The sequence below is a fragment of the Mycobacterium sp. NGS58 genome, assembly GCF_059812385.1.
This window is the reverse complement of record NZ_JCALCO010000016.1, coordinates 57057-80749: the sequence shown is the minus strand read 5'-3', so window position 1 is coordinate 80749 and position 23693 is coordinate 57057. Positions and strand designations below refer to the sequence as shown.

26 protein-coding genes are annotated in these 23693 nt (G+C 67.8%); 12 read left to right on the top strand and 14 right to left on the bottom strand.

Translation table 11 applies throughout. The annotated features are described in order from the left end of the window. The first annotated feature begins 257 nt into the window (after nt 1-257). The gene (locus AC5Y4H_RS16385) at nt 258-881 is read left to right on the top strand and encodes a hypothetical protein (protein ID WP_499983229.1); all 624 of its coding nucleotides are present in this window, start codon (nt 258-260) and stop codon (nt 879-881) included. A gap of 64 nt (nt 882-945) precedes the next feature. Here AC5Y4H_RS16385 and AC5Y4H_RS16380 read toward each other — a convergent pair whose 3' ends face one another. Continuing rightward, nucleotides 946-1455, bottom strand: a complete 510-nt coding sequence (locus AC5Y4H_RS16380; protein ID WP_499983228.1) for a MarR family winged helix-turn-helix transcriptional regulator — start codon at nt 1453-1455, stop codon at nt 946-948. A gap of 205 nt (nt 1456-1660) precedes the next feature. Next, entirely contained in the window at nt 1661-2251 is a 591-nt protein-coding gene (locus tag AC5Y4H_RS16375; protein WP_499983227.1) for a TetR/AcrR family transcriptional regulator, read from the bottom strand. 100 nt (nt 2252-2351) lie between these two features. Here AC5Y4H_RS16375 and AC5Y4H_RS16370 point away from each other — a divergent pair, with 100 nt between their 5' ends. The 4 genes from AC5Y4H_RS16370 to AC5Y4H_RS16355 all read left to right on the top strand — a co-directional run bounded on the left by AC5Y4H_RS16370 (nt 2352) and on the right by AC5Y4H_RS16355 (nt 4759). Next, a complete protein-coding gene (locus AC5Y4H_RS16370; protein ID WP_499983226.1) occupies nt 2352-2828 on the top strand; it encodes a DUF1772 domain-containing protein in 477 nt (158 codons plus the stop codon). Between the two features lie 46 nt (nt 2829-2874). Next, nucleotides 2875-3198, top strand: a complete 324-nt coding sequence (locus AC5Y4H_RS16365; RefSeq protein ID WP_067938247.1) for an NIPSNAP family protein — start codon at nt 2875-2877, stop codon at nt 3196-3198. A 22-nt stretch (nt 3199-3220) separates the two neighbouring features. Continuing rightward, nucleotides 3221-3604 (top strand): DUF4267 domain-containing protein, encoded by a 384-nt coding sequence (locus AC5Y4H_RS16360; RefSeq protein WP_499983225.1) that lies wholly within the window; start codon nt 3221-3223, stop codon nt 3602-3604. 183 nt (nt 3605-3787) lie between these two features. After that, nucleotides 3788-4759 (top strand): NADP-dependent oxidoreductase, encoded by a 972-nt coding sequence (locus AC5Y4H_RS16355; protein WP_499983224.1) that lies wholly within the window; start codon nt 3788-3790, stop codon nt 4757-4759. On the opposite strand, the gene AC5Y4H_RS16350 is transcribed toward AC5Y4H_RS16355, so the two are convergent. Further along, entirely contained in the window at nt 4731-5750 is a 1020-nt protein-coding gene (locus AC5Y4H_RS16350; protein ID WP_499983223.1) for an NADP-dependent oxidoreductase, read from the bottom strand. The two genes, AC5Y4H_RS16355 and AC5Y4H_RS16350, sit on opposite strands and share 29 nt — an antisense overlap. Nucleotides 5751-5808: 58 nt before the next feature. Between AC5Y4H_RS16350 and AC5Y4H_RS16345 the strand changes: the two genes are divergently transcribed. Continuing rightward, nucleotides 5809-6498, top strand: coding sequence for a DUF3060 domain-containing protein (locus AC5Y4H_RS16345; RefSeq protein WP_499983222.1), 690 nt, complete (start codon nt 5809-5811; stop codon nt 6496-6498). 13 nt (nt 6499-6511) lie between these two features. On the opposite strand, the gene AC5Y4H_RS16340 is transcribed toward AC5Y4H_RS16345, so the two are convergent. From AC5Y4H_RS16340 to AC5Y4H_RS16325, 4 genes are all read right to left on the bottom strand, one after another. Beyond that, complete coding sequence (locus tag AC5Y4H_RS16340) at nt 6512-6919, bottom strand: Rv0313 family protein (RefSeq protein ID WP_499983221.1); 408 nt, start codon at nt 6917-6919, stop codon at nt 6512-6514. A 67-nt stretch (nt 6920-6986) separates the two neighbouring features. Continuing rightward, nucleotides 6987-8420 carry a DUF7159 family protein gene (locus tag AC5Y4H_RS16335; RefSeq protein ID WP_499983220.1) on the bottom strand — a complete coding sequence of 478 codons (1434 nt, stop codon included), beginning with the start codon at nt 8418-8420 and terminating at the stop codon, nt 6987-6989. Between the two features lie 132 nt (nt 8421-8552). Then, complete coding sequence (locus AC5Y4H_RS16330; protein ID WP_499983219.1) at nt 8553-10526, bottom strand: Hsp70 family protein; 1974 nt, start codon at nt 10524-10526, stop codon at nt 8553-8555. A 154-nt stretch (nt 10527-10680) separates the two neighbouring features. After that, nucleotides 10681-11910 carry a hypothetical protein gene (locus AC5Y4H_RS16325; RefSeq protein ID WP_499983218.1) on the bottom strand — a complete coding sequence of 410 codons (1230 nt, stop codon included), beginning with the start codon at nt 11908-11910 and terminating at the stop codon, nt 10681-10683. 38 nt (nt 11911-11948) lie between these two features. Here AC5Y4H_RS16325 and AC5Y4H_RS16320 point away from each other — a divergent pair, with 38 nt between their 5' ends. Continuing rightward, nucleotides 11949-12569, top strand: coding sequence for a TetR/AcrR family transcriptional regulator (locus tag AC5Y4H_RS16320; protein ID WP_499983217.1), 621 nt, complete (start codon nt 11949-11951; stop codon nt 12567-12569). A 4-nt stretch (nt 12570-12573) separates the two neighbouring features. Beyond that, nucleotides 12574-13050, top strand: a complete 477-nt coding sequence (locus AC5Y4H_RS16315) for a nuclear transport factor 2 family protein (protein ID WP_499983216.1) — start codon at nt 12574-12576, stop codon at nt 13048-13050. Nucleotides 13051-13054: 4 nt separating this feature from the next. Here the strand turns inward: AC5Y4H_RS16315 and AC5Y4H_RS16310 are convergent, their stop codons facing one another. Both AC5Y4H_RS16310 and AC5Y4H_RS16305 read right to left on the bottom strand, forming a co-directional pair. Beyond that, entirely contained in the window at nt 13055-13714 is a 660-nt protein-coding gene (locus AC5Y4H_RS16310; protein WP_499983215.1) for a L,D-transpeptidase family protein, read from the bottom strand. 99 nt (nt 13715-13813) lie between these two features. Continuing rightward, on the bottom strand, nt 13814-14491 hold the full coding sequence (locus tag AC5Y4H_RS16305) for a phosphatase PAP2 family protein (RefSeq protein ID WP_499983214.1): 678 nt from the start codon (nt 14489-14491) through the stop codon (nt 13814-13816). Nucleotides 14492-14620: 129 nt separating this feature from the next. On the opposite strand from AC5Y4H_RS16305, the gene AC5Y4H_RS16300 reads away from it, so the two are divergent. Beyond that, nucleotides 14621-15103, top strand: a complete 483-nt coding sequence (locus AC5Y4H_RS16300; RefSeq protein WP_499983213.1) for a hypothetical protein — start codon at nt 14621-14623, stop codon at nt 15101-15103. Here AC5Y4H_RS16300 and AC5Y4H_RS16295 read toward each other — a convergent pair. Beyond that, nucleotides 15087-15371, bottom strand: a complete 285-nt coding sequence (locus AC5Y4H_RS16295; RefSeq protein WP_499983212.1) for a hypothetical protein — start codon at nt 15369-15371, stop codon at nt 15087-15089. The two genes, AC5Y4H_RS16300 and AC5Y4H_RS16295, sit on opposite strands and share 17 nt — an antisense overlap. A 75-nt stretch (nt 15372-15446) precedes the next feature. On the opposite strand from AC5Y4H_RS16295, the gene bluB reads away from it, so the two are divergent. Beyond that, entirely contained in the window at nt 15447-16115 is a 669-nt protein-coding gene (gene bluB, locus AC5Y4H_RS16290; protein ID WP_499983211.1) for a 5,6-dimethylbenzimidazole synthase, read from the top strand. Between the two features lie 60 nt (nt 16116-16175). Continuing rightward, nucleotides 16176-17603, top strand: coding sequence for a sulfatase family protein (locus AC5Y4H_RS16285; protein WP_499983210.1), 1428 nt, complete (start codon nt 16176-16178; stop codon nt 17601-17603). Nucleotides 17604-17662: 59 nt separating this feature from the next. Here the strand turns inward: AC5Y4H_RS16285 and AC5Y4H_RS16280 are convergent, their stop codons facing one another. Further along, nucleotides 17663-18448: a trans-aconitate 2-methyltransferase gene (locus AC5Y4H_RS16280; RefSeq protein WP_499983209.1), complete on the bottom strand. Its 786-nt coding sequence runs from the start codon at nt 18446-18448 to the stop codon at nt 17663-17665. A 165-nt stretch (nt 18449-18613) separates the two neighbouring features. Here AC5Y4H_RS16280 and AC5Y4H_RS16275 point away from each other — a divergent pair, with 165 nt between their 5' ends. Further along, on the top strand, nt 18614-19813 hold the full coding sequence (locus AC5Y4H_RS16275) for an alpha/beta hydrolase family protein (protein WP_499983208.1): 1200 nt from the start codon (nt 18614-18616) through the stop codon (nt 19811-19813). Here the strand turns inward: AC5Y4H_RS16275 and eccE are convergent. Genes eccE through eccD form a run of 3 tightly spaced genes read right to left on the bottom strand, consistent with a single transcriptional unit; the run spans nt 19803 to nt 23625 of the window. Beyond that, nucleotides 19803-20813, bottom strand: coding sequence for a type VII secretion protein EccE (eccE, locus tag AC5Y4H_RS16270; protein WP_499983207.1), 1011 nt, complete (start codon nt 20811-20813; stop codon nt 19803-19805). The two genes, AC5Y4H_RS16275 and eccE, sit on opposite strands and share 11 nt — an antisense overlap. Next, on the bottom strand, nt 20810-22210 hold the full coding sequence (mycP, locus tag AC5Y4H_RS16265; RefSeq protein WP_499983206.1) for a type VII secretion-associated serine protease mycosin: 1401 nt from the start codon (nt 22208-22210) through the stop codon (nt 20810-20812). Before mycP ends, eccE begins: the two co-directional genes overlap by 4 nt. After that, the gene (eccD, locus tag AC5Y4H_RS16260) at nt 22207-23625 is read right to left on the bottom strand and encodes a type VII secretion integral membrane protein EccD (protein ID WP_499983205.1); all 1419 of its coding nucleotides are present in this window, start codon (nt 23623-23625) and stop codon (nt 22207-22209) included. The genes mycP and eccD overlap by 4 nt, the downstream gene beginning before the upstream one ends. Nucleotides 23626-23693 lie beyond the last annotated feature (68 nt).

Here is a 23693-nt window from a genome sequence, read left to right as displayed (position 1 = left end):
CCCAGGCAACTCTCGCAAACGGTGTTATGAAACCACGCGGTGGGGTGGCCCGCATCCCGCGATCGGGATCCGCGCGCGGCATTCCCGGTCACGACCCGCGCGCCGGTCCGTCGCTGCCATGCCGCTGGCACAAGCAAGCGACGATAGCAGCCGCGACCGCGATTTCCTGGGATTTCCCGCGCTAACCATCAACCACGTTGACATACTCCAGAGCGCTGGTATCAAGGAGGTTGATGGCTTGGGAAAGGAAAACGACCATGTCTCATGGATTCTTCGGCGGCTTCGGTGGACCCGGTTTCGGCGCTCCGGGCTTTGGTGGACCCGGTTTCGGCGCTCCGGGCTTCGGTGGACCCGGTTTCGTCGGCCCGGGCTTTGGTGGCCCGGGTGCGGGTGGTCCCGGCTTCGGACCCTTCGGCAAGAGGGGTCGTCACGGCCTCAAGCGCGCGGCATTCGTCACCGCGGCATTGCTGTTGGACGGGCCGGCCGACGCCGCTCAGGTGGTGCAGCGGGTGTCCGACGCGACCGGCGGCGCGTTCACTCCGCCGCAGGACGTGGCCGAGCTGGCGATCGGCATTCTCGCCGGCCGCGGCGTGGTCACCGTCGACGGCGGCGTGGCGACGCTGACCGAGCTGGGACGAAACCTGTTGGCCTGGCGCGGAATCAGCAGCGAGACCGCGCACGCCTTCCTGGGCCGCGCTGCCAAGTTCGGCGATGTCGTGAAGATCCGCAAGGAGTTCTTCGAGATCGCCGGGTTGGCGCGCACCATCGCGTGGACGGGCACCGACGAGCAGAAGCGGCAGCTCGCCGAGACCCGGACCAAGGTGCTGGAGGCGCTAACCGAGGCGCGCAAGGCGCTGCACCGGACGCTCGGCGCGGCGTAGACCGCCGGCAGCAGGCTGCGTCGAAAGAGCAGCCCGCACAACGGTTATGAGTGCGAGCCGGCCATCATAGGCGCGCTGTTCTGATCGCACCTTTGCGACGGTTACGCGGCGCGGCCGAGCGGGGTGGCCGGCCACGCATGTGGTCGCGGATACGAGCCATGAGGTCGCCCAGGGTGTTCACGTCCTGGTCGGAAAGCGAGCCGTACAACAGCTCGCGCACGATCTGAATGTGACCGGGAAGGACTTTGTCGACGCGGGCTCGGCCCGCCTTGGTGATCTCGACTACCGTGGCGCGCTTGTCACGGGTACTGCCTTCGCGGGTGATCAGGCCTGCATTTTCCAAAAGTCCGGCCTGATGGGTAAGGCCGCTGCGGCTGTAGACCACACCGTCGGCCAGTTCGGTCATCGTCAGCGGCCGGTCGGCGTCGACCAGTTTGGCCAAGACCTCGAACTGGACGTAGCTGAGGTCACCCTCGGCCTGCAACTGCTCTCGTACGGCGTACTGCAGCAGGCTGGCCGCCTCCGTCAGGGCGAAGTACGTGCGCATTTGCGCAGGCTTGGGGCCTTTGGCCATGCGGCCATCCTAATGCTTCGACATCGCAGCGAGTTCCCGGTTCGGCCCCGATTGCTTCGCAGTGGAAGCGCGCGACGACCGAGCCAGAGCGGCCGCGACAACGCCCGCGCGGATGATGCCGAGCACTCGAAACGATATGCGAGACTTCGTCATTGGTAGATACGATGCCTAACGGGAGCGACACTTCCGCCTCGAGAACATCGGTCTAGCGGCCGGTTCGTCGGGTGCCGGTGAACTCGTCGACGAGCAGTTGGAGTCGGTCCGAGTCGTGCGAGGCGCGCAGCCGGCCGGTACGGCCGAGCGTGACCAGCCCGTGCAGGGCGGCCCAGAACACCTCGGTGAGCGTGTCGGCGTCCTGTTCGCCAGCGACCATGCCGACCCCTTGCTGCAACGCGGCGAAGGCCGCCGAGAGCTGAGAAGGCGTGTCCTGCGCCGCGAATTGCAGACTGGTCGCGCGGGCGAACATTGCGTCGTAGACCGCAGGGTTGTCGCGGGCAAAGTCCAAATAGGCGCGGCCGATCCGGGTCAGGGTGTCGCCGGCGGCGCCGGCGTCGGAGTGGGCGGCCCGGATCACTTCGGCGAGTTCGGCGAACCCGTCGAGCGCCACGGCGTCCGCGATTTGTTCCATGCCGGCGAAGTGCTTGTACAAGACGGGTTGGCTGTATTCGATTTCGGTGGACAGCCGACGGGTGGTGACGGCATCCCAGCCTTCGGTCTCGGCCAGCCGGCGGGCAGTCCCGATGATCAGCCGCCGGCGGGCGGCCCGATCGCGTTCGCGGCGATCCTCCATGGACATACCCCAACGTATCACAGCTAGGAAAAATAGCGCTGCTATTGACACCGCTACCAAAGGGGAGTTAGCGTTGCTAACACCTGCGAACGAGGGGAGTCACGACATGTTTTTGGACCTCATCACCCGCGCCGCCGCACTGGTCGCGGTCCTGGGCACCGCGGTGGTTTACGGCACCGACGTGTTCTGCGCAGTTGCCATGCGGCCGGCGCTGGCGTCGGTTGACAACGATGCTTTGGTCGCGGTCATGGGACGCGTGCACCGATACGGAGACCGGCGCATGCCGGTGCCCGGAGCGCTCGGGATAGCGGCTACCGCGGTGAGCGCGGCACTGGCCGCGCTAACCGCGCACTGGGCGCAGGCGATCGCGGCGGGCGTCGCGCTGGTTCTGCTGGTGATCTGGCTCGTGCTCTACACCCGGATAAGCGCGCCCATCAACAGGCAACTGACGACTGCCGCCGATGCGGGTCAAGCGCTCCCGAATGGACTTGCGCTGCAAGCGAAGTGGGACTCGGTCATCGACGCCCGCGCGACACTGCAGGGTCTGGCAGTGGTCGCCCTCTGCGCGGTGTTGATGATCTGACGCATCCGCACAGATTCCCCGGCCGAATTCAACTCGAAGGACTTTGATGCTTCAGCTCAGGATCTACACCCTCCGATCATCGGAAGCCCTCCGGCAGTATGCGACGGTTCACTGGGCCCGTCACCTGGACACCTTCCGGGCGTTCGGGGTCACCACCCACGGTGTGTGGACCGAGCAGGACGAGGGCGCCACCGCCACTCGGCTCGTCGCGCTGGTCGGCTATCCAGAAGGTGTCGACCCGGAACAACTGACGCGACGGGTGATGGCCAGCGCGGAATTCCGCGCCGACATGGCCGGCTTCGACGTCGACGACATCATCGACGTGGAATCGATACTCGTTGACCCGGCTCCGTTTTCACCGATTCGTTAACGACACCTAGAGAGCGCTCGACATGACGATCACCACCACCGTCGGCTACGTCCTCGCCGGATTGCTCGCCGCGGCCATCATTTTCATCGGCGCACGCTTCCTCGTCGCGCCGCGCGTCGCCGCCGCCGGCTACGGTGTGCCGGCCGATTTGAACGAGCCGGGCTCCGGCGCCTACCTGAGCGTCAAGGGCGTACGCGACATCGCCACGGGGTTTTGCGTCATCATCCTGATGATCGCGGGTGCGACCTACCTCGTCGGCTGGGTGATGTTGGCCGCCACCATCATTCCACTCGTCGACGCGAACATCGTGCTGCGCAATGGCGACTCCAAGTCGGTTGCTTGGGGAGTTCACGGCGGCACCGCGGCCGTCATGCTCGTCACGACCGCGCTCCTGCTTATCCCCTAAGACCTCTGCGCCCGATTTCCGCGGACGTCACCCGTGCCGCATCGGGCGTTGACGCCGGCGATCGTCCGGCGCTCAGCGGTATGACGACGATCACAGGACGCCCTGGAATTGCTTCGACATCAAAGCGGGTTGCAGGCCGTATAACTGCTTCGAAATTGAAGCAAATAACTGAGGAGGGACATCATGAGGGCTGTGCGATACCACGAATACGGCGGTAGCGACGTTCTACGGTACGAGGAGGCCCCACGACCTGTGCCAGGCCGGCACCAGGTGCTGGTAAAGGTCGCCGCCACCTCGTTCAATCCGGTCGATGCCGGCATCCGTGGCGGTTATTTGGCGCAGGTGTACGAGATCGGCTTCCCGCACATACCCGGTGTCGACGTCGCCGGAACCGTCGCTGAAATCGGCGAGGGCGTGCACGGCTGGAACGTGGGTGACGCCGTGGTGGCGTTCTTGCCGTTGGATGCCGATGGAGCGACCGCCCAGTACGCCATAGCGCCGGCCGAATCGCTGGCCACCGCACCGCGGTCGGTCGACCTGGCCGACGCGGCGGCGCTGCCGGAGGCCGCGCTGACGGCGTGGCAGGCGCTGTTCGAGATCGCGGATCTCACCGCCGGACAGACGATCCTGATCAACGGCGCCTCCGGGGCGGTCGGTGGCTACGCGGTTCAGCTGGCCAAGCGGGCCGGGGCGGTCGTCACCGCGACGGCCAAGGGACGCGACGCCGAGCGGCTGCGCGGCTTGGGTGCGGATCGAATCGTGGACTACATCGACTACACGCATTCGCCGATCGACGTGGAAGGTGCACCGTTCGATGTGGTGCTCAACCTCGTTACCACCACCGACCAGCAAACCGAAGCCCTGATTGGCGTGGTCGCCGACGGCGGTTTCCACGTCGGCACCATGGTTTTCGGGCCGCAGAACCCGGGCCGGGGGGTCCACAGCCAGCGGGTCTTCGTCCGGAGCGACGCCGCCCAGCTTGCCGAGCTGGTCACTCGCGTCGAACAGGGGCAGCTACGCATCGAGGTCGCCAACCGCCTCCCGCTGGACCAGGCCGCGGCCGTGCACGCCGATTCCGACAGCGGCCACCTGCACGGCAAGACCATCCTCATCCCCATCCACGCGCCTAGCGGCGACTGGGTTCGCTCAGCCTGACCAGGGTCTTGCCGACGTTGACGCCGGTGAACAGGCCGTTGAGGGCATCCACACACGACTCGATGCCCTCAAAAATGGTCTGCCGGTGGTGAAGTCGGCCCTCGGCCTCCCACTGGCGCAACGCGGCGAACGCCTCGTCGAAGCGCCCCCACTGATCGAGCGCGTTGAACCCCTGCATCAGGGCCGTCTTCGACAGCAGGTTCACGTAGTTGGCCGGCCCGGGGTGGTCGCCGGTCAGGTAGCTGGAGATGACGCCGCACAGGACGACGCGCGCGCGGGCGGCCAGCCGGCCCAGTACAGCGTTGAGGATGGGACCGCCCACATTGTCGAAGTAGACGTCGACGCGTTGCGGGCAATGCCTTTTCAGGGACGCCGCGATGTCGTCGTTCTTGTAGTCGATGCACGCGTCGAATCCGAAGTCCTCCACCACCGCCCGGCATTTCTCCGGCCCTCCCGCGATGCCCACCACCCGGGCGCCGGCGATCTTGGCGATCTGCCCGGCGACCGATCCGGTGGCGCCCCCGGCCGCCGACACCACCACCGTTTCCCCCGGCTGTGGCCGGCCGATGTCGGTCATCCCGAAATAGGCGGTGGCGCCCGTCGGCCCGTAGACCGACATGATCGCCAGCTGGTCGTCCTCGCCCGGGATCGGCGTGCTGAACAGGTCGTCGCGGATGATCGCGTACTCCTGGAAGCCGGTCAGTGTGGTGACGACGTCGCCGACCGCGTAGGCGTCGCACCGCGACGCCACCACCTCGCCGATGCCGGCCGCCCGGATGACCTCACCCAACTGCACCGGCGGAAGGTAGCTGGGCTGATCATCGAGCCAGGTGCGGGCCGCGGCGTCGATGCCGACGTAGGTGGTGCGCAACAGCGCCTCGCCCTCGGCGGGTTCGGGCGCGGGCGTGGTGACCATTTCCGTGTCATCCGGTTGGACAAGTCCGGAAGGACGGCGACGCAACAGGACCTGGCGATTCGGCAAATCGGGCACGATCGTAAAAACTACCGAACGGCCCGGAAACGCAGAAGCGAATGGCATATTCATTCCCATGGCAGCAAACGAAGACCCGGAAGACCGCATCCGGGAACTCGAGCGCCCGCTCGCCGAGACGGCCCGGGCGTCAGAGCAAGCTAGCGCGCAGTCCGCCGGGCAGAACTACCCACCCGGCGCGGCGGGCCCCACACCCCCGCCGCCGCCCACGTGGACCTACGGCGGCCCGATCCCCGGGCCACCCCAGCAACGCCCCTCGAGCAACCGTGTCTGGTGGATCCTCGGCACGGTCGCCGTCATCGGCGTGCTGGCCCTCGCGGGCGGCATCGCGGCCTTTGCCGCGCACCAGATTTCCGGCGTGAAGTCGATCATCGCCTCGCCGCCCACCGTTTCCCAAACATTCAGCCCGCCAAGCAATTCGACCAACCCCGTCCCGTCGCGTAGGAAATCAGCCTCGCCGTCGACCTCACCCACCGCACCGCCGGGCACCGAACTCAGCGTCGCCGGCATCAACGAGAACCGGACCATCGCTTGCAATGACAACATCGTCAGCGTCAGTGGGGTTTCCAACACGGTGACGATCACCGGCCATTGCACCAGCCTGTCGGTGTCGGGTGTCCAAAATTCGGTCACGGTCGAGGCCGTCGACAGCATTGAAGCGTCCGGCTTCAACAACAAGGTCACTTACCACACGGGCGCGCCGAAGATCAGCAACTCCGGCGGCTCCAACGTGGTTGCGCAGGGCTGAGCGAAAATGACTGTTACGCAGGCTCTTCCGCGTCGTCGCCGGCGTCGTCCGGGTCGTCGTCCAGGACGCTGACCGCAATGCCGTATGGCAGGAAACGCACTTTGCGCTTGGGATCGACGTTGTTCTTATTCGCCCGCAGCGCGTCGAGTTCGGTTGCATAGACCTGCTCGACACGCGCGCCGCCGTCGGCATCCACCGTGTAGATCGCCCACACACCCTCACCGGCCTCGCCCGCGGTTTCGGGGGCACTGCGCGGGCGCCGCGACAGGTCGTCGAAAACGGCGGACCACCCCGTGCGGACACCGGGTCCGGCCACGAACTTGCTCACCCGCTCGAACACGTCGCGCAGCCCCTCGCTGCCTTCCCGGATCATTCGGTCGAACTCTTCGGGGTCGAACCCGAATCCACTGTGCTCGCCCACGCGACCTCCTCAGCGCTCGATGTCGTAACTGCCAGTGTGCGCCCAGTCGCGACCGTATGCCACGCGCTTACGGGCCAGGCGGCGGCGGTGGGTTGATGGGGATCGGCACCGTGACGAAGGGGAAGTGCAGGTACATCGTCACCGGTGGTTGCTGGGGCCGCGGCGGCGCGGCGGGCGGCGGGGGCGGTGCTGCCGGCGGCGGCTCGGGCACCGCGGCCGGCGGGGGCGCGGCCTCTTGGACCGGTGGGGGCGCCTGCCGGACGGGTGGCGGAACGTACTGCGGCGCCTGCCGGGTCGGTGCGCGATAGACCGGGGCCGCGGGTGGTTGAGTGACCGGGGCCTGCGGCGCCGGCTGCTGCACCGGCGCCGGTGCGGGCGCCGGGGCGGCCACCTCCGACGGGCTGGGCGCGGGCGCGGGCGGCGAAGGCGCCGGGCTCGGGGCAGGCAGCTGCGCCTGCGGCGGACTGCTCGGCGGGTTGCTCGGAGGAGGCGCGGGCAGCTGAACGCCCGGCGTGGCGACACTGACGCCCGGATTGTGGCGGGACTCGGGGCGATCCGATGCCAACGTGACCAGCACCACCCCGCCTATCGCGGCGACGATGCCGACCAGGGCGCTACCTGTGAGCAGCATGGACCAGGGCCGGCGCCGGGGCTGCTCGTCGTCTTCCGCGACTGCACTGTAGGCGCGCGCGCCGGTGCCGACGTCGGCGTTGCCCCAGACGTCGAGGTAGGTCGGGCTGAGCGCCGGGGGACTCAGCTCTCCGGTGCCCGGATCCAGCGCGTAGGCCAAGGCAGCGGTGGACGACGCGAACAGCGGGGCGTTTGCCGAGGCCAGGGCTGCGCCGCGGGCCAAGGCCATGTCCGGCTCCTCGGGGGCGGTGACCGGAAGCGGGGTGGCCGCTTCCAGCGTGGACTTCAGCACCACGATGTCGGTTCCGCAGCCGATCAGGAACACCCCATCGGCTCGGGACCCGCGAGCGTCCAGTCCGGCGACCATCGTCGCCAGCTCTGCGGCCAAGCCTCCCGGGTGACCGCCGCCGGTCTGGCGCCGGTGCAGATCGACGATCGAGCCGTCGGCGACGTCGACGACTGCCAGCGTCGCGTTCGCCGGCTCGACGAACAGCATCGCAAGGCGTTCATAGCCCAGCGCGTACCCCACGGTTTGTGCCAGCGCTGCCGCCGCGAGCAACGGTGCGACCAACATCACGCCGCCCAGTTCGTGGGTGGCGATCGCCTCCCGCAGCGCGCCGACGCCGGTCGGGTCACTCCAGGTGACCCCGGTGGAGGTCAGCTGGTGACCGCCCTCGAATACCCCTTCGCGGCTGCCGATGATCGCGTCGATCACCTGATCGACGGCACCAGCCGCCGATTCAACCGAATTCCCTGCGGCCCCAACCTCGAACTCTTCCTGTTCGACGGTCACGCCGTCAGCATTTTGGCCTTCGATCGCTACCAGGCGGACTGTCCTGGGAGCCATCGACACCCCAAGCACGATGTCCACGTAACGCCTCCAAGATCCTTTTCAACGCCCTCCGCGAGGGCATGACGGGATGAACCCCGCCCGAACTTGGTGACATAAACGTTACGCGCGTGCGGCTAATCGCGCAGGCGGTATCCGTACGCAGGACTGACGCTAATAACCCGGCCCGAGGTACGGATTCTGCGCACTCCCCGGGTACTGCGGGTACTGCGGGTATTGGGGGTATTGGGGGTACTGCGGATATTGCGGGTACTGCGGAGTCGCAGGCGCCTGCTGCTGCGGAACCGGCACCGGGATCGGAACCGGCAATAGCGGAACGTGGATCCATTCCGTCGTCATCGGCACCGTCGTGGTGGTGGTTGTCGGCGGCGGGGGCGGCGGTGGCGTGGTGGTTTCCACCGGTGGCGGCGGCACCGTGGTGGTGACCGACGGTGGCGGCGGCACGGTCGTGGTGACCGGCGGCGCGGTGGTCGGTGGCGCAGTATGCCTCGGCGTGTAGACGGGTGCCGGCGGCACGGTGGTGACCACCACGGGAGGCGGCGGGGGCGGCGGAGCCGGCGGTGGTTCCGGGGGCGGTGGCGCCGGGCTCGGGATGGGTTGCGCGCTGGGCGGCGGCGGGGGCGGTGGTACCGCCGTGGGCGGCGGCGGCGCGGCCGGACGCGGTGCCACGGAGTTGGCCGGTGGCGCCGGGAGGGGCGCGACGGAGGGCGGCGCCGGTGGAGCAGGGCGGTTTTCTATCCCGGTCAGCGTGTAGGCGACGCCGCCGATCGCTGTCATGGCGACCACGGCCGACATGCCGATGATCAGCTGGGAGAACCGGAGGCGCAGCCAGGGCCGGCGTTCCCGTGGCGGTTGAATAACGTTGAGCCGCATCGACCAACCGGCCGGTCCGTCTTCGTCGTAGGTTTCCCCACCGAACCGCATCCGTAGGTCGCCCGGATATTCGGCTTGCGACCAAGCCAATTCGCGATCCGTAAGCGCCTCGTCGTCGATTACCAGGACATCGCCGGCGCCCAGGTCGACGACATCGCCGGCAGCATCGGCCGAGGCGAGCAGCCCTATCGATGTCCGCGTGCGCAGATCCAGCTCGCCGCCGCGCGAAGCGAGGATCAGCGCCCCGCTCGCCGCGGCCAGCACCGGCTGCGAGGGCGTCAATATCGGCGTGCGGCCGTGCATTGAAAGCCGTTCGGTGACAAGCGGAATGCGCGCGCCCCCACCGACCGTGACCACCGCGACCAGGTCCGACCAGCTCGTGCGGTAGCGCACCAGCATGTCATCCAAGGCGTAGATGAAGCCGGTCAGCCGGTCCGCGATCATCTCTTCGAGGTCGTCTTGCGTCAACGTCAAACTGCAACTGCGCCCGCCCAGCATCGCGGTGATCTCGGTGGTCATGTCGGTCGAGAGCCGCTCCTTGGCCACGCGGCATTGTTCCCTGAGTTCGACGAGCTGGCCGACACCGGCGGTGCTGCCCGGGTCGAGGCCGCTGCCATGTCCCAGCTCCTCGAACGCGCGCAGCTGCATTTCCTGATCGATCTCGTCACCGGACAACGCGGCGTAACGCATAGTGGCGCTGACGAGTTCGAAGTCGCCGGCGACATTGACCAATGTGGCCGACGTGCCGCTACCGCCGAAATCGAGCAGCCCCACCACGCCCTCATCGGGCAGGCCGAGCTCGGACTTCACCGCGGTAAGCGACGCGATCGCATCCGACACCAGCCGCGGCGCCATACCGCTTCGCACGAAGCCCAGATGGGTTCGCAGGGCGTCGCGCAACGCCTGCACCGTCGCGGGTTTCCAATGCGCCGGCACAGCGATGGAGATCTCCGAACACGCAGCATCCGCCCCGGCCGCGAGCACCATCGCGTCCAGTGCCTCCACCGTAAGCAGTTCCGGATCGTGCGCGGAACCGTCGGGTGACACCAGCGCAACGGAATCACCGATGCGCTCGATAAAGCCCTTCATCGGTACGCCGGGCTCGGTTAGGTACGGGTTCTCATCGGGTGCACCGATTTTCGGTGCACAGTGCGGGTAAAGGGTCAGCACAGACCGGCGGGTAACCGGTGGGCTTCCATTACGCGCAGCGACCAGGTTCGTGGTCCCGATCGACAACCCGAGTGGGTCGTACATAGAGCGAGTACCTTCGTCTAAAGGGGTCGGTGGCCAGCGTCAACGATAGCCGCGGACACGCGGAAAGCCGATGCTTCGCAATGTCATTGGTATCCGCTCGATGCGGTTGCGTCACCGAAGCGGTACCGAAAACCCCTTGACAAAAAGCTTTTCGTTACAGAACCGTCAGCGGCAGCGAACGTCTGGACTCGAACTGGAAGGTCGATCCTCCGCTGACCCTGACCACCGAAACCTCTGGCAGTTCCTCGGTGGGACTGTCGGTTTCAACCAGTTCGGCCGTCCAGTCCGTGGTCGTTCCGCTAACTCGAACCGAGATGTGCGAGCCCACCGCGGTGGCGATCGCCTGGAGCGGCTGCACGGATTCCGGGGAGCACAGCGAAATCCAAGCTCGGTCGTCATGTGCTGGCGACGGATGGACGTGCAGCCGGTTCGATTCCGTTTCGGCCACAACGTAGTCCGCGGGGTTCAGCAGCGGGTGCAGCTCGAGGACGCGCAGCGCACCTTCGATCCCGGCGGGAAGTTTGAGTGCGCGGTGAATGCGCTCGGCGGCCATCCCCGCGATGCCGATCAGGCCGCGGGTGCACACGCCGACGGCTTCGTCGTCGTTGGCGGCGCGTGCCCGCACCGCGATCGCGAATGACAGGTACAGCAGGTGCATCTGCAGACATACCTCGTCGGCCATTCGGACCAGCGCCGAATGCGAGAAGGCGGCGAAGTCGAAATCGGACAGCAACGGCCCCGAGTAATCCGCCCGCCCCTCGTCCGATGAATCGATGGCATCGAGTTCCCATGTCGCAGCGCGTGTTCGGCTGACGATGTCGAGGGCGGGGATGCTCTGCGCTTCGGGATAGGACTCGTCGATGATCACCGTCCACGCGCAGTGCGGATGCCGGTCCGCCGGCGTCCGCGGCGGGCGGTGGATGGGGCGCACCTGGGCGCGCGGGTTGGTCGCGATCGCGGTGGCGTCGAAGGTCGGGTCCTCGATGGTGTGGCACATGCCGAACACGTACTGCTCGCCCATCGGCTCGACGTCGAGCAGGGCGCCGCAGTGGTCGAGGTGGAACTCGCCGTGCCAGCGATCGTGAACGGTGTAGCGGAAATCCATGAATTGCGGTGGCGCACCGATGTCGAGTTGCAGGCCCTTGAAGATGGTCACCACGTCGTTGCCCTCGTAGTTCAGCGCCTTCTGCATGCGCCGGGTGTAGATCGGGCTGGATCCCGCCCACTCCTCGATCGCGATTTGAACCATCTCGTCGCGGCCGAACGAGGAAATGCACCACGCCATCCCGGATCGGTCGATCAGCTGCCCGATCAGCAGCAGTTCGGGAATCAAGACGACGAGCTCGTCGCGGGACAGTCGCGCGTATCGCGAGGGGCTGCTCACGCCCCAAAAATAGACTTGACTATGTTATAAAGTCAATAATGTCCATTGTCGCAGGCCAGTCCCCTGATCGCCCGGTTGGCCCAACCCGGCGAACCACGGCGCCACGCAAGCGCGGCGATGACACCCGGGCGAAGATCATCGATGAGACGGTCCGCTGCATCGTGGAGGAAGGGTTCTCCGCCGCCACCGCCAAGCACGTGGCCGAACGCGCGGGCGTCACCTGGGGGGTCATCCAGTACCACTTCGGGGACCGCAACGGCCTGCTGATGGCCGTGGTGGACGACGGGGTGGCCCGGCTGGTCGACAGCCTGTCGTCGGCCGACGTCAGCGAGCTCCCCCTGCGGCGGCGCATCGAGGTCGTCGTCGACACCGCCTGGAGCTGCTACAGCAGCCCGACGTCGATGGCCGCCTTCGAGATCCTGCGCGAGACCCGCGGCGGCGGTGACCCGTCGTCGCGGCACCACCTGCTCGACGTGAACGCCGCGGTCGGCCAGCTGGGCAGATTGATCACCACCGATCCGGCACATGCCGGTGTGGCCGAGGTCATTTGGGCCACGCTGCGCGGTGTGGTGCTGGCGCAGATGGTCACCGGCGCCGCCAGGGATTGGAGCCTGGAACGACGTGCCCTCGTCGACATGGTCACCCGTGTGCTGCAATGACCTGATGACCCTCGACGATCTCGCCGATATCGAAGCGATAAAGCAAGTCAAATACCGGTATCTGCGCGCGCTGGACACCAAGCATTGGGACGACTTCACCGACACCCTGGCCGAGGACATCAAGGCCGACTACGGGCCGTCGATCGGCAACGAACTGCACTTCACCAACCGGGCCGACCTGGTCGAGTACATGCGTAGTTCGCTGCCCTCGCACGTCATCACCGAGCACCGCGTGACCCATCCGGACATCACCGTCGACGGCGACACCGCAACGGGCAGTTGGTATCTGCAGGACCGAGTCATGGTCGCCGACTTCAACTTCATGCTGATCGGGGCTGCCTTCTACCGCGACACCTACCGGCGCACCGAGGCCGGCTGGAAGATCAGCGGCACCGGCTACGACCGAACCTATGACGCCACAATGTCTTTGGAGGGCCTGAACTTCACGCTCAAGCCCGGACGCGCCATCGCGTCGGACTGAGGAGCTACTTGGTGATCGCGATGACCGCGCCCGGCCGCAGCCATTTCATGATCGACACCAGCTGAGCGTCGTCCACCGCCACGCAGCCCTCGGTGGGCTTTCCATCGGTGGTGTGGAGGAAGAACGCGGCCCCGCCACCCGGCGTCTTGTTCTTATTGACGCCCATCACGACGGCGTGCTTGTACTGCGGGATCTGCAGGTTCTCGCTGTCACCGGTGTTGAACGGGCACTGCGCCTTCTGGCACACCTGCATGGAGTTGAACGTCGGACTGTGATCGTCGCCGCTCCACCAGTAGTTGGTGCCCGAAACCTGGGTGTAGGGCAACCCGGTGCCGGGATTCGGGGCGGTGCCGAACGCGGAGTCGAGGCTGTACACGCCCATCGGGGTGGCCGGCACCCCGCTCCTGGCCTGGGGCGCCATTCCCGCCGAACCGACGTGAGTGGGAATGCCGGACCGCAGCGACTGCCAGCCGGTGCCGGCGCGCTGGAAGATCTCCATGTTCGCGTTGGAGCCGCCGGTGCTCACCACCGAAACCACCTGGGTCGCATTGCCGACCGCGTTCGCGAACCAGGGTGTGCCCGCGGCCGCACCGATCGGCGCCAGCACCACGGATGCGAAGATTACGCACGCCGCGGCGCACAGCGAAGCGAGCAGTCGGTGCATGCACTCCATCGTCGAACGGCCACATCATCGGGGTCAAGTAAAGCTTTCGCTCCGGTTAGGTCACTGCGCCGTGACCAAATGCTCACCGGGACAGCGTCGTTAGCGCATGACCGCGGGTTCGGTTGCCCGCCGCGGGCCGGCGGATCGCGCGATGGAGGGCCGAAAAATCAGGAGACACAACAGGAAATACAGGTAGCCCAGCGTCCAGCCGGCAAGCACGTCTGACGGGTAGTGCACGTTCAGCGCGACCCGGGAGATGCCGACCGTCAGCAGCGACACCACCACCACCACGACCGCGATGCCACGAATCAACCGATTCAGCATCGGAAAGAAAAAGCACAGCACGGCGAGCAGCGCGGCCATCGCCTCCAGCGCGTGCCCGGACGGGAAGGAGGTGGACGGCGCGGGCACCAGCATGGTCGCCGGGCGAGGACGGTTGACCAGTGCCTTGGCCGCCGCGGTCGCGAACTGGTTGAGCGGCCCGCAAGCGAAAGCCAGCACCAGCGCAGCCCGAAGATTGCGCATGACCAGGGCGATCACCGTCATCGCTATGCCGAGCGCGGACATCGGGACCGGACCCAACGCATAGGACACGCTTTCCCAAAACCGCAGCCACAGTGGATGTTTGAGCGCGACGTCGCGCGCCGCGTTCAGCAACGACCAATCCATCCGGTACAGCCAGTTCCAGTGCTGGCAGTAGCCCACCCACAGCACCGCGTACACCGTCGCGGCCAACGCCGCGATCCAGGCGGCAACCGGCATCCTCGGGCGAGTCATAACCAACCGATACCAGCAGTGTCGCGGTGACATGCGGGCGACCCGCTGAGCGTCAGCGCCGCGCTTGCGATCGCCTGCCGTCACCGTGCGAGGAGCCCCTCGGCGGCGCTCCCGCGTCATACTGTCGATATGGCCGTCTTTGTCCGTAGGTTGTTCGGCATCGGCAAGCTGCCCGAGGAGCTGCATGCCCAGCTGGAGTCGGAAGGCCTCACCTACCACGCCGATTACGTGGCCGTGACCCGCCGATTCAGCGGCACGATTCCCGGCGTGCGGTTGCAGCACAGCGTCGCCAGCTACACGGGTTCGCTGGTCTTCACCTCGGAGCGGGTGCTGGCAACGCTTTCCATGCTGCCCCGGCTGGCGGGACCGACCGTCAATGTGCGCTGGGACGCGCCGCAGACGGGAGCGGCGCAGGTGGAGATCTCGGCGACCGGGCTGCAGGTCGACGCCGACGTCTCCCGAGTCGACGAGAAGTTCGCCGGCGAGCTGTCGCTGCACTACAAGGCGGCCATCCCCGACGAAGTCCTGGCCGGCCTGCCCCGGCGGTCGCTGGCGTTCGACATGCCGCCGGAATACGTGTTTCGAGCGGTCGGGGTTACCTATAGTCCCTGATCGTGATGCGCGGCCAGGGCGGCTGTCGCAGCACCGCGAGGGTGCCGATCACCGCCGCCAGCAGGCCGGTGATCACCCCGATCAGCGCGATCCGGCCGTTGTCGATGGCCGGCGTCCAGGAGGCCTGCCCGTCACGGATGGCGAACACCCCCAGCGGCTTGGTCGCCACGATGACGGTGGTGCCGTCCGGGGTCTGATAGGGCTCGCCGTAATTGCGGCCGGCGCCGTGTTCGGTCGCCAGCTGATCGAGCACATCGGAAGGCTTCACTGAAAACCACTTCCCTCCTGGGTTCGCCAGGTGCTTGGGTCCGGGCACGCTCAACGCTAACGCCGATTTCCTACGATGGCAGGCGTGACCGGTGAGGCATTCAGTCCGCAAGAGCGGCGGGCCGTCTATCGCGTCATCTACGAGCGCCGTGACATGCGCCGATTCGTTCCCGGTGCGGTGGTCGACGAGGCCGTGCTGGCGCGCCTGCTGCAGGCCGCGCACGCGGCGCCCAGCGTCGGGCTGATGCAGCCGTGGCGTTTCATCCGGATCACGGACGCCTCGCTGCGACGGCGCATTCACGCGCTGGTCGACGAGGAACGCCCGCGCACCGCGGAAGCCCTGGGTGAGCGTTCCGACGAGTTCCTGGCGCTCAAGGTGGAGGGCATCCTCGAGTGCGCCGAGTTGTTCGTGGTGGCGCTGGGCGACGGCCGCGACGCGCACGTGTTCGGCCGACGCACGCTGCCGCACATGGACCTGGCGTCGGTGTCGTGCGCGATCCAGAACCTGTGGCTGGCGGCCCGGTCCGAGGGCCTCGGCTTGGGCTGGGTGTCACTGTTCGATCCGCTCCGGCTGGCGGCGCTGCTGGGCATGCCGTCGGGCGCCGAGCCGGTGGCCATCCTGTGCCTGGGACCGGTGCCCGAATTCCCTGATCGCCCGGCGCTGGAACTGGACGGGTGGGCCGTAGGGCGTCCGTTGTCTGAGTTCGTCTGCGAAAACCGATGGGGCCAACTGCCGACGCCCTGATGCGCCGGCACTCAGGAATGACCAGGGAAAGTTGCGGTAACGTCGCCGGTCGGCGAGGCAATGCGAGAGGTGACGCCATTGGACACCGCGGACCAACAGCGAAATTCGGGCCATAAAGACAACGTGCTGATCGTGCACTGGCACGACCTGGGCCGCTATCTCGGTGTCTACGGCCACACCGACGTGTCGAGCCCACGGCTGGACCGCCTTGCCGCCGAGGGCATCCTGTTCACCCGGGCACATGCCACCGCGCCGCTGTGCTCACCGTCGCGCGGATCGCTGTTCACCGGGCGTTACCCGCATAACAACGGCCTCATCGGTTTGGCCCACCACGGCTGGGAATACCGTGACGGGATCCGGACCCTGCCCCAAATATTGGGCGAATCCGGCTGGTATTCTGCGCTTTTCGGCATGCAACACGAGACCTCCTACCCGAAACGATTGGGCTTCGACGAGTTCGACGTGTCGAACTCCTACTGCGACTACGTCGCCGATAAGGCCGACGAGTGGCTGCGGCAAGGTACCGAAGGCCTTGTCGGACAGCCATTTTTGTTGACCGCCGGCTTCTTCGAGACGCACCGGCCCTATCCGCACGACCGCTACACGCCCGCGGACAGCGCCGCGGTGAATCCGCCCGATTACCTGCCGGACACCCCCGAGGTGCGCGGCGACCTCGCCGACTTCTACGGGGCCATCAGCACCGCCGACGCGGCCGTCGGGCGGCTGCTGGACGCGCTGGCCGACACCGGTTTGGCCGCCAACACCTGGGTGGTGTTCTTCACCGATCACGGTCCGGCGTTTCCCCGGGCGAAGTCCACGCTGTACGACGCCGGTACCGGCATCGGCTTGATCATCCGCCCGCCGACCGACCGGGCCATTGGTCCACGCGTCTACGACGACCTGTTCAGCGCCGTCGACTTGGTCCCGACGTTGTTGGGGCTGTTGGGGATTGACACTCCGGCCGACGTCGACGGTGTCTCACACGCGCCGGTGCTGCTGAAGCCGGATCCGTCGACCAACCCGGTGCGCGATCACGTCTACACCATGAAGACCTACCACGACTCGTTCGATCCGATTCGCGCGATTCGCACCAAGGACTACAGCTACATCGAGAACTACGTGCCCCGCCCCCTGCTGGATCTACCGCTGGACATCGAGGAAAGCCCGTCCGGGCTGGCCGTCGCGCCGTTCGTCACGGCGCCGCGGCCGGAGCGCGAACTCTACGATTTACGCGACGACCCGACCGAGACCACCAACCTGCTGACCGACGGCGGGACCGATGCCGACGAGATCGCAGCTAACCTTTCTGTGAGACTGCATGATTGGCGGCAACGCACCGGTGACGTCATCCCGTCGGAGTTCGCCGGCACCCGCATCTCCGCGCGGTACACCGAAACGTATCTGCAGATTCACCGGTCGAAGCCGACTCCCCGCTCGGGCATCGCCGCCGACCGCGGCATCGAAGAAGGCAAGCCCGCGCAGCGCTGATTGCGCCGGATTGACGCAAAGTCGTTGCCGCGCCGGGATCGCCGGCAGGCGGGCGCTGGTTATCCGGCTGAGCGCTTCGAGCCGCCCACCTCTGCGATGACGAACACCCGCCGGAACGGGAAGATCGTCGCACCGTCGGATCGCGGCGGGTAGGCGTCCTGCAGCAGCGGGATCAGCTCCTCGCGGAACTGCTCCCACGTCTTTTCGTCGAGTCGCTCACGCACCGGAACCAGTGCGGTGCCGGTGATCCACTCCAGCACCGGGTGCTCGCCGGTGAGCTGATGCAGATAGGTCGTCTCCCAGACGTCGACCTTGCACCCCGCGTCGAGTAGCAGATTGGCGTAATGCGCAGGCGGCTGAACCACCGCGCCAACCCGAAATGGTATGTCGCGCAACAACTTCGCGTACGGCTCCCGGCGAGCCAGCGCCCGCACCGCGGCGTAGGACGGCGACTCGAAGTTCCCCGGCATCTGCACACCGATCCAGGATCCGGATGCCAGCTCCCCCGCCCAGCGCAGCAACAGGTCGGCGTGCTCGGGCACCCAGTGCAGGGCAGCGTTGCTGACTACCACGTCGGTGTCGGGTTTGGGTTTCCAGTCGCGCAGGTCACCGATGACGGCGTCGATGCCGCGTTCCTTGGCGGCGGCCACCATCTCGGGCGAGCTGTCCATCGCCTCGATCACCGCGTCGGGCCAACGCCGGGCCAGATACTTGGTGAGGTGACCGGGGCCGCAGCCCAGATCGACGACGCGACGCGCGCGCTCGGCACCCACCCGCGACAACAGGTCGTAGAAGGGGCGGCCGCGATGGTCGGCAAAGGCCAGGTAGACGTCCGGATCCCACATGTCGATCCTCCCGATCCTCGCGCCGCCGCTAGCCGGCCGCTAGCAAACCGTATAACTCCCATGGTGCGCCGCCGCGGCCCGGATGGTCGCGGGACAGCCGCGCGACGACCGAAGCCGATCGAAACGCCCAGGCAATGCGCGGCCGTCGGGCTACCATCGGCGTTCGTGGTGTCCGACTCAGATCCGATCGACCCGCCCATCCCCGTTCCCGACGTTTCCGGCGCCGATCTGCCGGCCGGCGCCGGCGGACTACCCCCCCGCTCGGCGTTGTCACCCCGCCAGCGAATGGTAGTCGAGGCATCGGCCCTCGGTGATCTGGCCCTGCGCACCTGGGTGGCCTCGCTGCTCTCCACCACGGTGGCGCCGTTCGTGGTCGCCAGCACGCTGCGGCAATCCGACTCCGCCACCGAGCGCGACAACCTCGAGTTCTACGCAGACTTGGGGGCGGCGCAGGACCCGACACGGTCCTTTCCGGCCCCCACCGAGGTGCCCCGCGTGGCATCGCGGCGGGCCAGCCCGCTGACCGAGTGGATCGCGCGCGGCACCGTCGACAACATCGCGTTCCCCAGCAGTTTCACCGCCATCAACCCCGCCATGCGCGCGCAGTGGGGCGCCTGGCGGGCCAACAACACCGTGCGCGCTCAGCATTGGCGCCACGACGACGGTCCGCGCCCCACCCTGTGCGTGATCCACGGCTTCCTGGGATCCTCGTATCTGGCCAACGGCCGGTTCTTTTCGTTGCCCTGGTACTACCAGGCCGGCTACGACGTGCTGATGTACACGTTGCCGTTTCACGGCAAGCGGGCCGAAAGGTATTCACCCTTCAGCGGTTTCGGCTATTTCGCCGGTGGGCTCAGCGGTTTTGCCGAGGCCATGGCACAGGCCGTGCACGACTTTCGTTCCATCATCGACTATCTGCACCACACCGGGGTCGACCGCATCGCGCTCACCGGCATCTCGCTGGGTGGTTACACCTCGGCGCTGGTGGCCTCGGCCGACGATCGGCTTGCGGCCGTGATCCCCAACTGTCCCGTCGTCACCCCGTCCACGCTGTTCGACGAGTGGTTCCCGGCCAACAAGCTGGTCCGGCTGGGCCTGCGCCTCTCCGACATCACCCACGACGACCTGTCGGCGGGGCTGGCGTACCACTGCCCGCTGAACTACCGGCCGCTGGTGCCGCGGGACCGCCGGATGATCATCACCGGGCTAGGCGACCGGATGGCGCCGCCCGACCATGCCGTCAAGCTGTGGCAGCACTGGGATCAATGTGCGCTGCACTGGTTTCCGGGCAGTCATGTGTTGCACATCAGCCAGCTGGATTACCTGCGCCGGATGACCACGTTCCTGCGCGATGTCATGTTTTGACCACCTCGACGGTGTCGGCGGCTTGGCCGAGCGAGGCGCGATGGGCTCCGCCGAGCGTGGTGGGCCAGTGCAGCTGTGCGAGCAGGTTTTCCGGCGCCGGGGCGTGCGCGTCCAGCCGGCGCGTCGACAACAGGTCCAACGCCGTCAATGCGGGCAGGTGGTTTCCGCGTTGCGGGGTCAGCCCGTTTACCGGCGCTTTGCCATCCGGGCCGGTCTCCGTGTGGAACGCACAGGCCACGGCGACGGTGAGCCGGTCATCGTCACCGGCGATCTCCAACGCGGTGCAGGCCCCGCGCGCGGAATACGACCGGATCGACTCCAAGGTCTCCGGAAGCGCGTGGTCCACCTGAACCTGGTATGCGGCAAGGTAATCCGAGGCACCGCGCTGCACTCCCCGCCACCTCTCGCGGGGGCTGGCCGTCAGCAGCCGCGGGACGTCGTCGGCCGCGACGGTAGTCGCTTCCCACCCGATCTCCCTCAGGTGGTCGGCGAGCCGGCGGGCGGCGACCTGGGTGGTCTCGTGCAGCGGGATCCGTGGTGAGCGAGCGCGCAGCGCGGCCAGATTATCCGGCGCCGATACGGTCAGCCCGATCCAAGTCTCGCGCCGCGATGAGTCGGGGGCGCTGTCGCGGCTGGTGATTCGGATCTTGTCCGCCCGGACGCCGTAACGGTCGAGATAGCTCGCAATCACCGGGAGAGGCAGCACATCGGAGTCATCCTCCGGCGCACCGAGGCGAATCAGGGCGGTTGCCGCCGTGCCGGAGGTGCTCGCGGGCACGGCGTTGCCGCGCCCGATCATCGCCAGGCGGCGGCGCAGGATCGTGGTGAAATGCAAACCGCCCCACCAGCCGAACAACACGATCACGACGGCGGCTGCGATGCCCAGCAACCAGTAGTCGCGGGGCGTTCGCCAGGGGTAGGCCATGACGGCGGGCACAACGGCCAGCAACGCCAACGTGATTCGACCGCTCCCGGGAGTCGGTATCCGATGCTTGCTCACGGGGTGGGATCCTTTCGTCGGCGTGCGGCGATGGCGGTGACTGCGCCGGCCACCGCGACCAGGACGGCCAGGGCGGCGGTGCCGGCCACCGCCACGGTCCGCGGTTTGGTGTCCTTGGGCGCCGGGGCCGGCGGCACGGGCACCGGCTTCACCGATGCCGCGCCGGGCTGATTACCGGCGGGCAGCTGCCAGGTCAGTGCCGCTACCGGATCCACGCTGCCGGTGCCGACGACGTTGGACGGGTCGCGGGCGCCGTTATGCGCCGTCGCGGTGATGCGATGCTGCACTGCGGTGGCGTTCAGGTCGGGATACTTACTGCGGACCAGCGCCGCCACACCGGCCACATAGCCGGCCGCGTAGTCGGTTCCGCTCACCGCCGCGAGTTGTTGGTGTCCGTCGGGAAGGCCGTTGGCCAGCCCGCCGCCGTCGGCGTTGCCGATCGACACGATGCGTTCGCCGGGTGCGGCAACACCCACCCACGGCCCCGCCACGGTGAATTTCGACGGCTGGCCGTCTGGGGTCAGCGATGCCACCGACAACACGTATGGCTGCCACACCGAGGGGATCGACACCGACGTGACGCCGGCCCAATTTCGCGAATCGTTGGGGCGGCTCAGATCGGTGAGCGGATTGGACTCACACGTGGCACCGCCGGCGCCCGCTCCGCTGTTGCCGGCGCCGGCCACGATCACCGCGTCCTTATCGACCGCCGCGTAGCGCACGGCCGCGCCGAGGGCGGCCTGGTCGACGGGACGTTCCACGGGCATGCAGGTGGCCGAGCCGATGTCGATCACCCGGGCACCAAGGTCGGCCGCGTGCACGATCGCCCGCGCGAGCGTCGACACCTCGGCCGACACCTGCGCCAGCAACGGATCCCCACCCGGTGTCCGCGGCGAGAACTTGGCCGATGTCGTCCGCAGCGACACCACCCGCGCCGCGGGCGCCACGCCGGCGAAGCCGTCGTCGGGCGAGGGCTGACCGGCGACGAGCCCCGCCACCAGCGTTCCGTGCCCGTCGCAGTCGGTCAGCCCGTCGGTCGCCTCGACGAAATCACCGCCCGGCTCCACGTTGGGAAGCCGCGGCCCCGGCCGCACCCCCGTGTCGAGCACCGCCACCAGCTGGCCCTCGCCGCGCGAGAATTGCCATGCCGCCGGCAGATTCAGCATCGACTGGCTGGGCGTGATGGCACCGGGGTCGCCGCCGGGAACGACCCCGGACGTGCTGCAGGGTCCGCGCTGCTCCATCGGCTGCCCGGGCCCCGGCGTCCCGCTCGGCGGTGTCGCTCCGGGATCGACCGTCGGCGGGGTGATCGCGGATGCCGACGGACTGGTCCACGTCGCGGCGGCGGGCAGCAAGGCCAATGTCGCTGCGACGCAGGCTGATGCCGGTCGGATCATCGATTGAGCACCAAGCCGAACAGACCGACCACGAAAGCCATCACGGGGAGCAGCGACGCGTCCAGTCCGGTCGCCACGAAGCCGACCAGCCGGCGCACCGGCAGCGAGTAGCTTTCCGGCGCAGCGATACCCGGGTTCAGCGCCACCACGATCCACACCGACACGAGTACCAGCAGGATCAGCACCGCGCCGAGGGCGGCGGCGTAGCGTCCGGTCGAGGTGTAGAGCACCAGCAGCACCCCGGCGGCCAGGAAGGGCTGCGCGAGCAGCCACGCCTTGCATGCGGCCGAGTCCCACACCCTGGCGCGCAGCACCGACGTCGCGGCGGTGGCCGCCACCACGTACCAACCCGCACCGCTGAGCGCCTCGGGCCGCAGCGCGATCGCCACCGAACCCAGGACGCTGAGTAGCACTGCGGCGGCTATGAATCCGCTCTGATGCGCGTCGCTGATGCGGACCCGGCGCGGCAGGTCCTCGAGCACCTGCAGCGACGGCGCCGACGGGGTGGGGTCGCCGGGGGCCGGGATGACGGGCAGCGGGAAGCGTGCCCACAGTGCGGATAATTGGGGCGCCTCGATAGTGACCAGCAGTGCCGCCACGATCAGCCCGCAGCCGAGGGCGATCGGCTGGAGATGCCAGAGCAAGCCGGCGCCGGCTGCCAGCAGCACCCCGGCGCCCACCACCGCGGTCGCGGTGAAAAAGCCGGCGACGCGTTCACGTTCGGCGCTGGGCGCCATCAGGGCGATCAGCGACCACGCGGTGACACCGGCCGCCGCCAGGGTCAGTTGGGCGGCACCGAATTTGCCTGGCACGGCCAGCGCGAGAGCCGCCGCGATGGGGACCAGTGCGGCGATTGACAGCGCCATGCCGGTGCGTGCCGAGCGCGCGGTGACCAGCAGGCCGACGATCGCGGTCACTGCCGCGACCGCGCTGACCGCCACCAGTCCCAGCAGCGCGCCGGTGGCCACGCGGTAGGTGACGGACAGCCCGGTTGCCAGGAACGCCACCGCGATCGCCGCGGCCAGGGCGCCGCGCCGAATATGCGTTGTGCCCCAAGGCTTGAGCCGGGAGGTCGAGAAGATCATGGCGGCATCGGCGATGTCTTCGACGATGCCGGGCGCGGCCGGACCGAGCGGCACCGCTTGCAGCGCCAGCAGGTCGCCGTCCACGACTCCGACCGTGTCCAGGCTGGCGTCCAGGCTGAACGGCGCACCACCGATGGGGGCCAGGCTCAATTGGGTCGCCGCGCCGATCTCGGCGGCACCGCGCGAGGCAGCGCCCTCGTCCGAGCCGCCGTTGACCGGAATCACCAAACGCTGCACGGCGGGCAGGATTTCGCGCAGTGGCAGCTCCGCGGGCAGGGCCACTTCCGTCAACCTGCTGTCCGCGAGGATGGCCACGCGGACGATCGGCATGACGGTTCCGGACGTCACCGGACCCTCGAAAAGTGTTGTAGCCGTTGCTCGGACATCGTGCTCTCTTT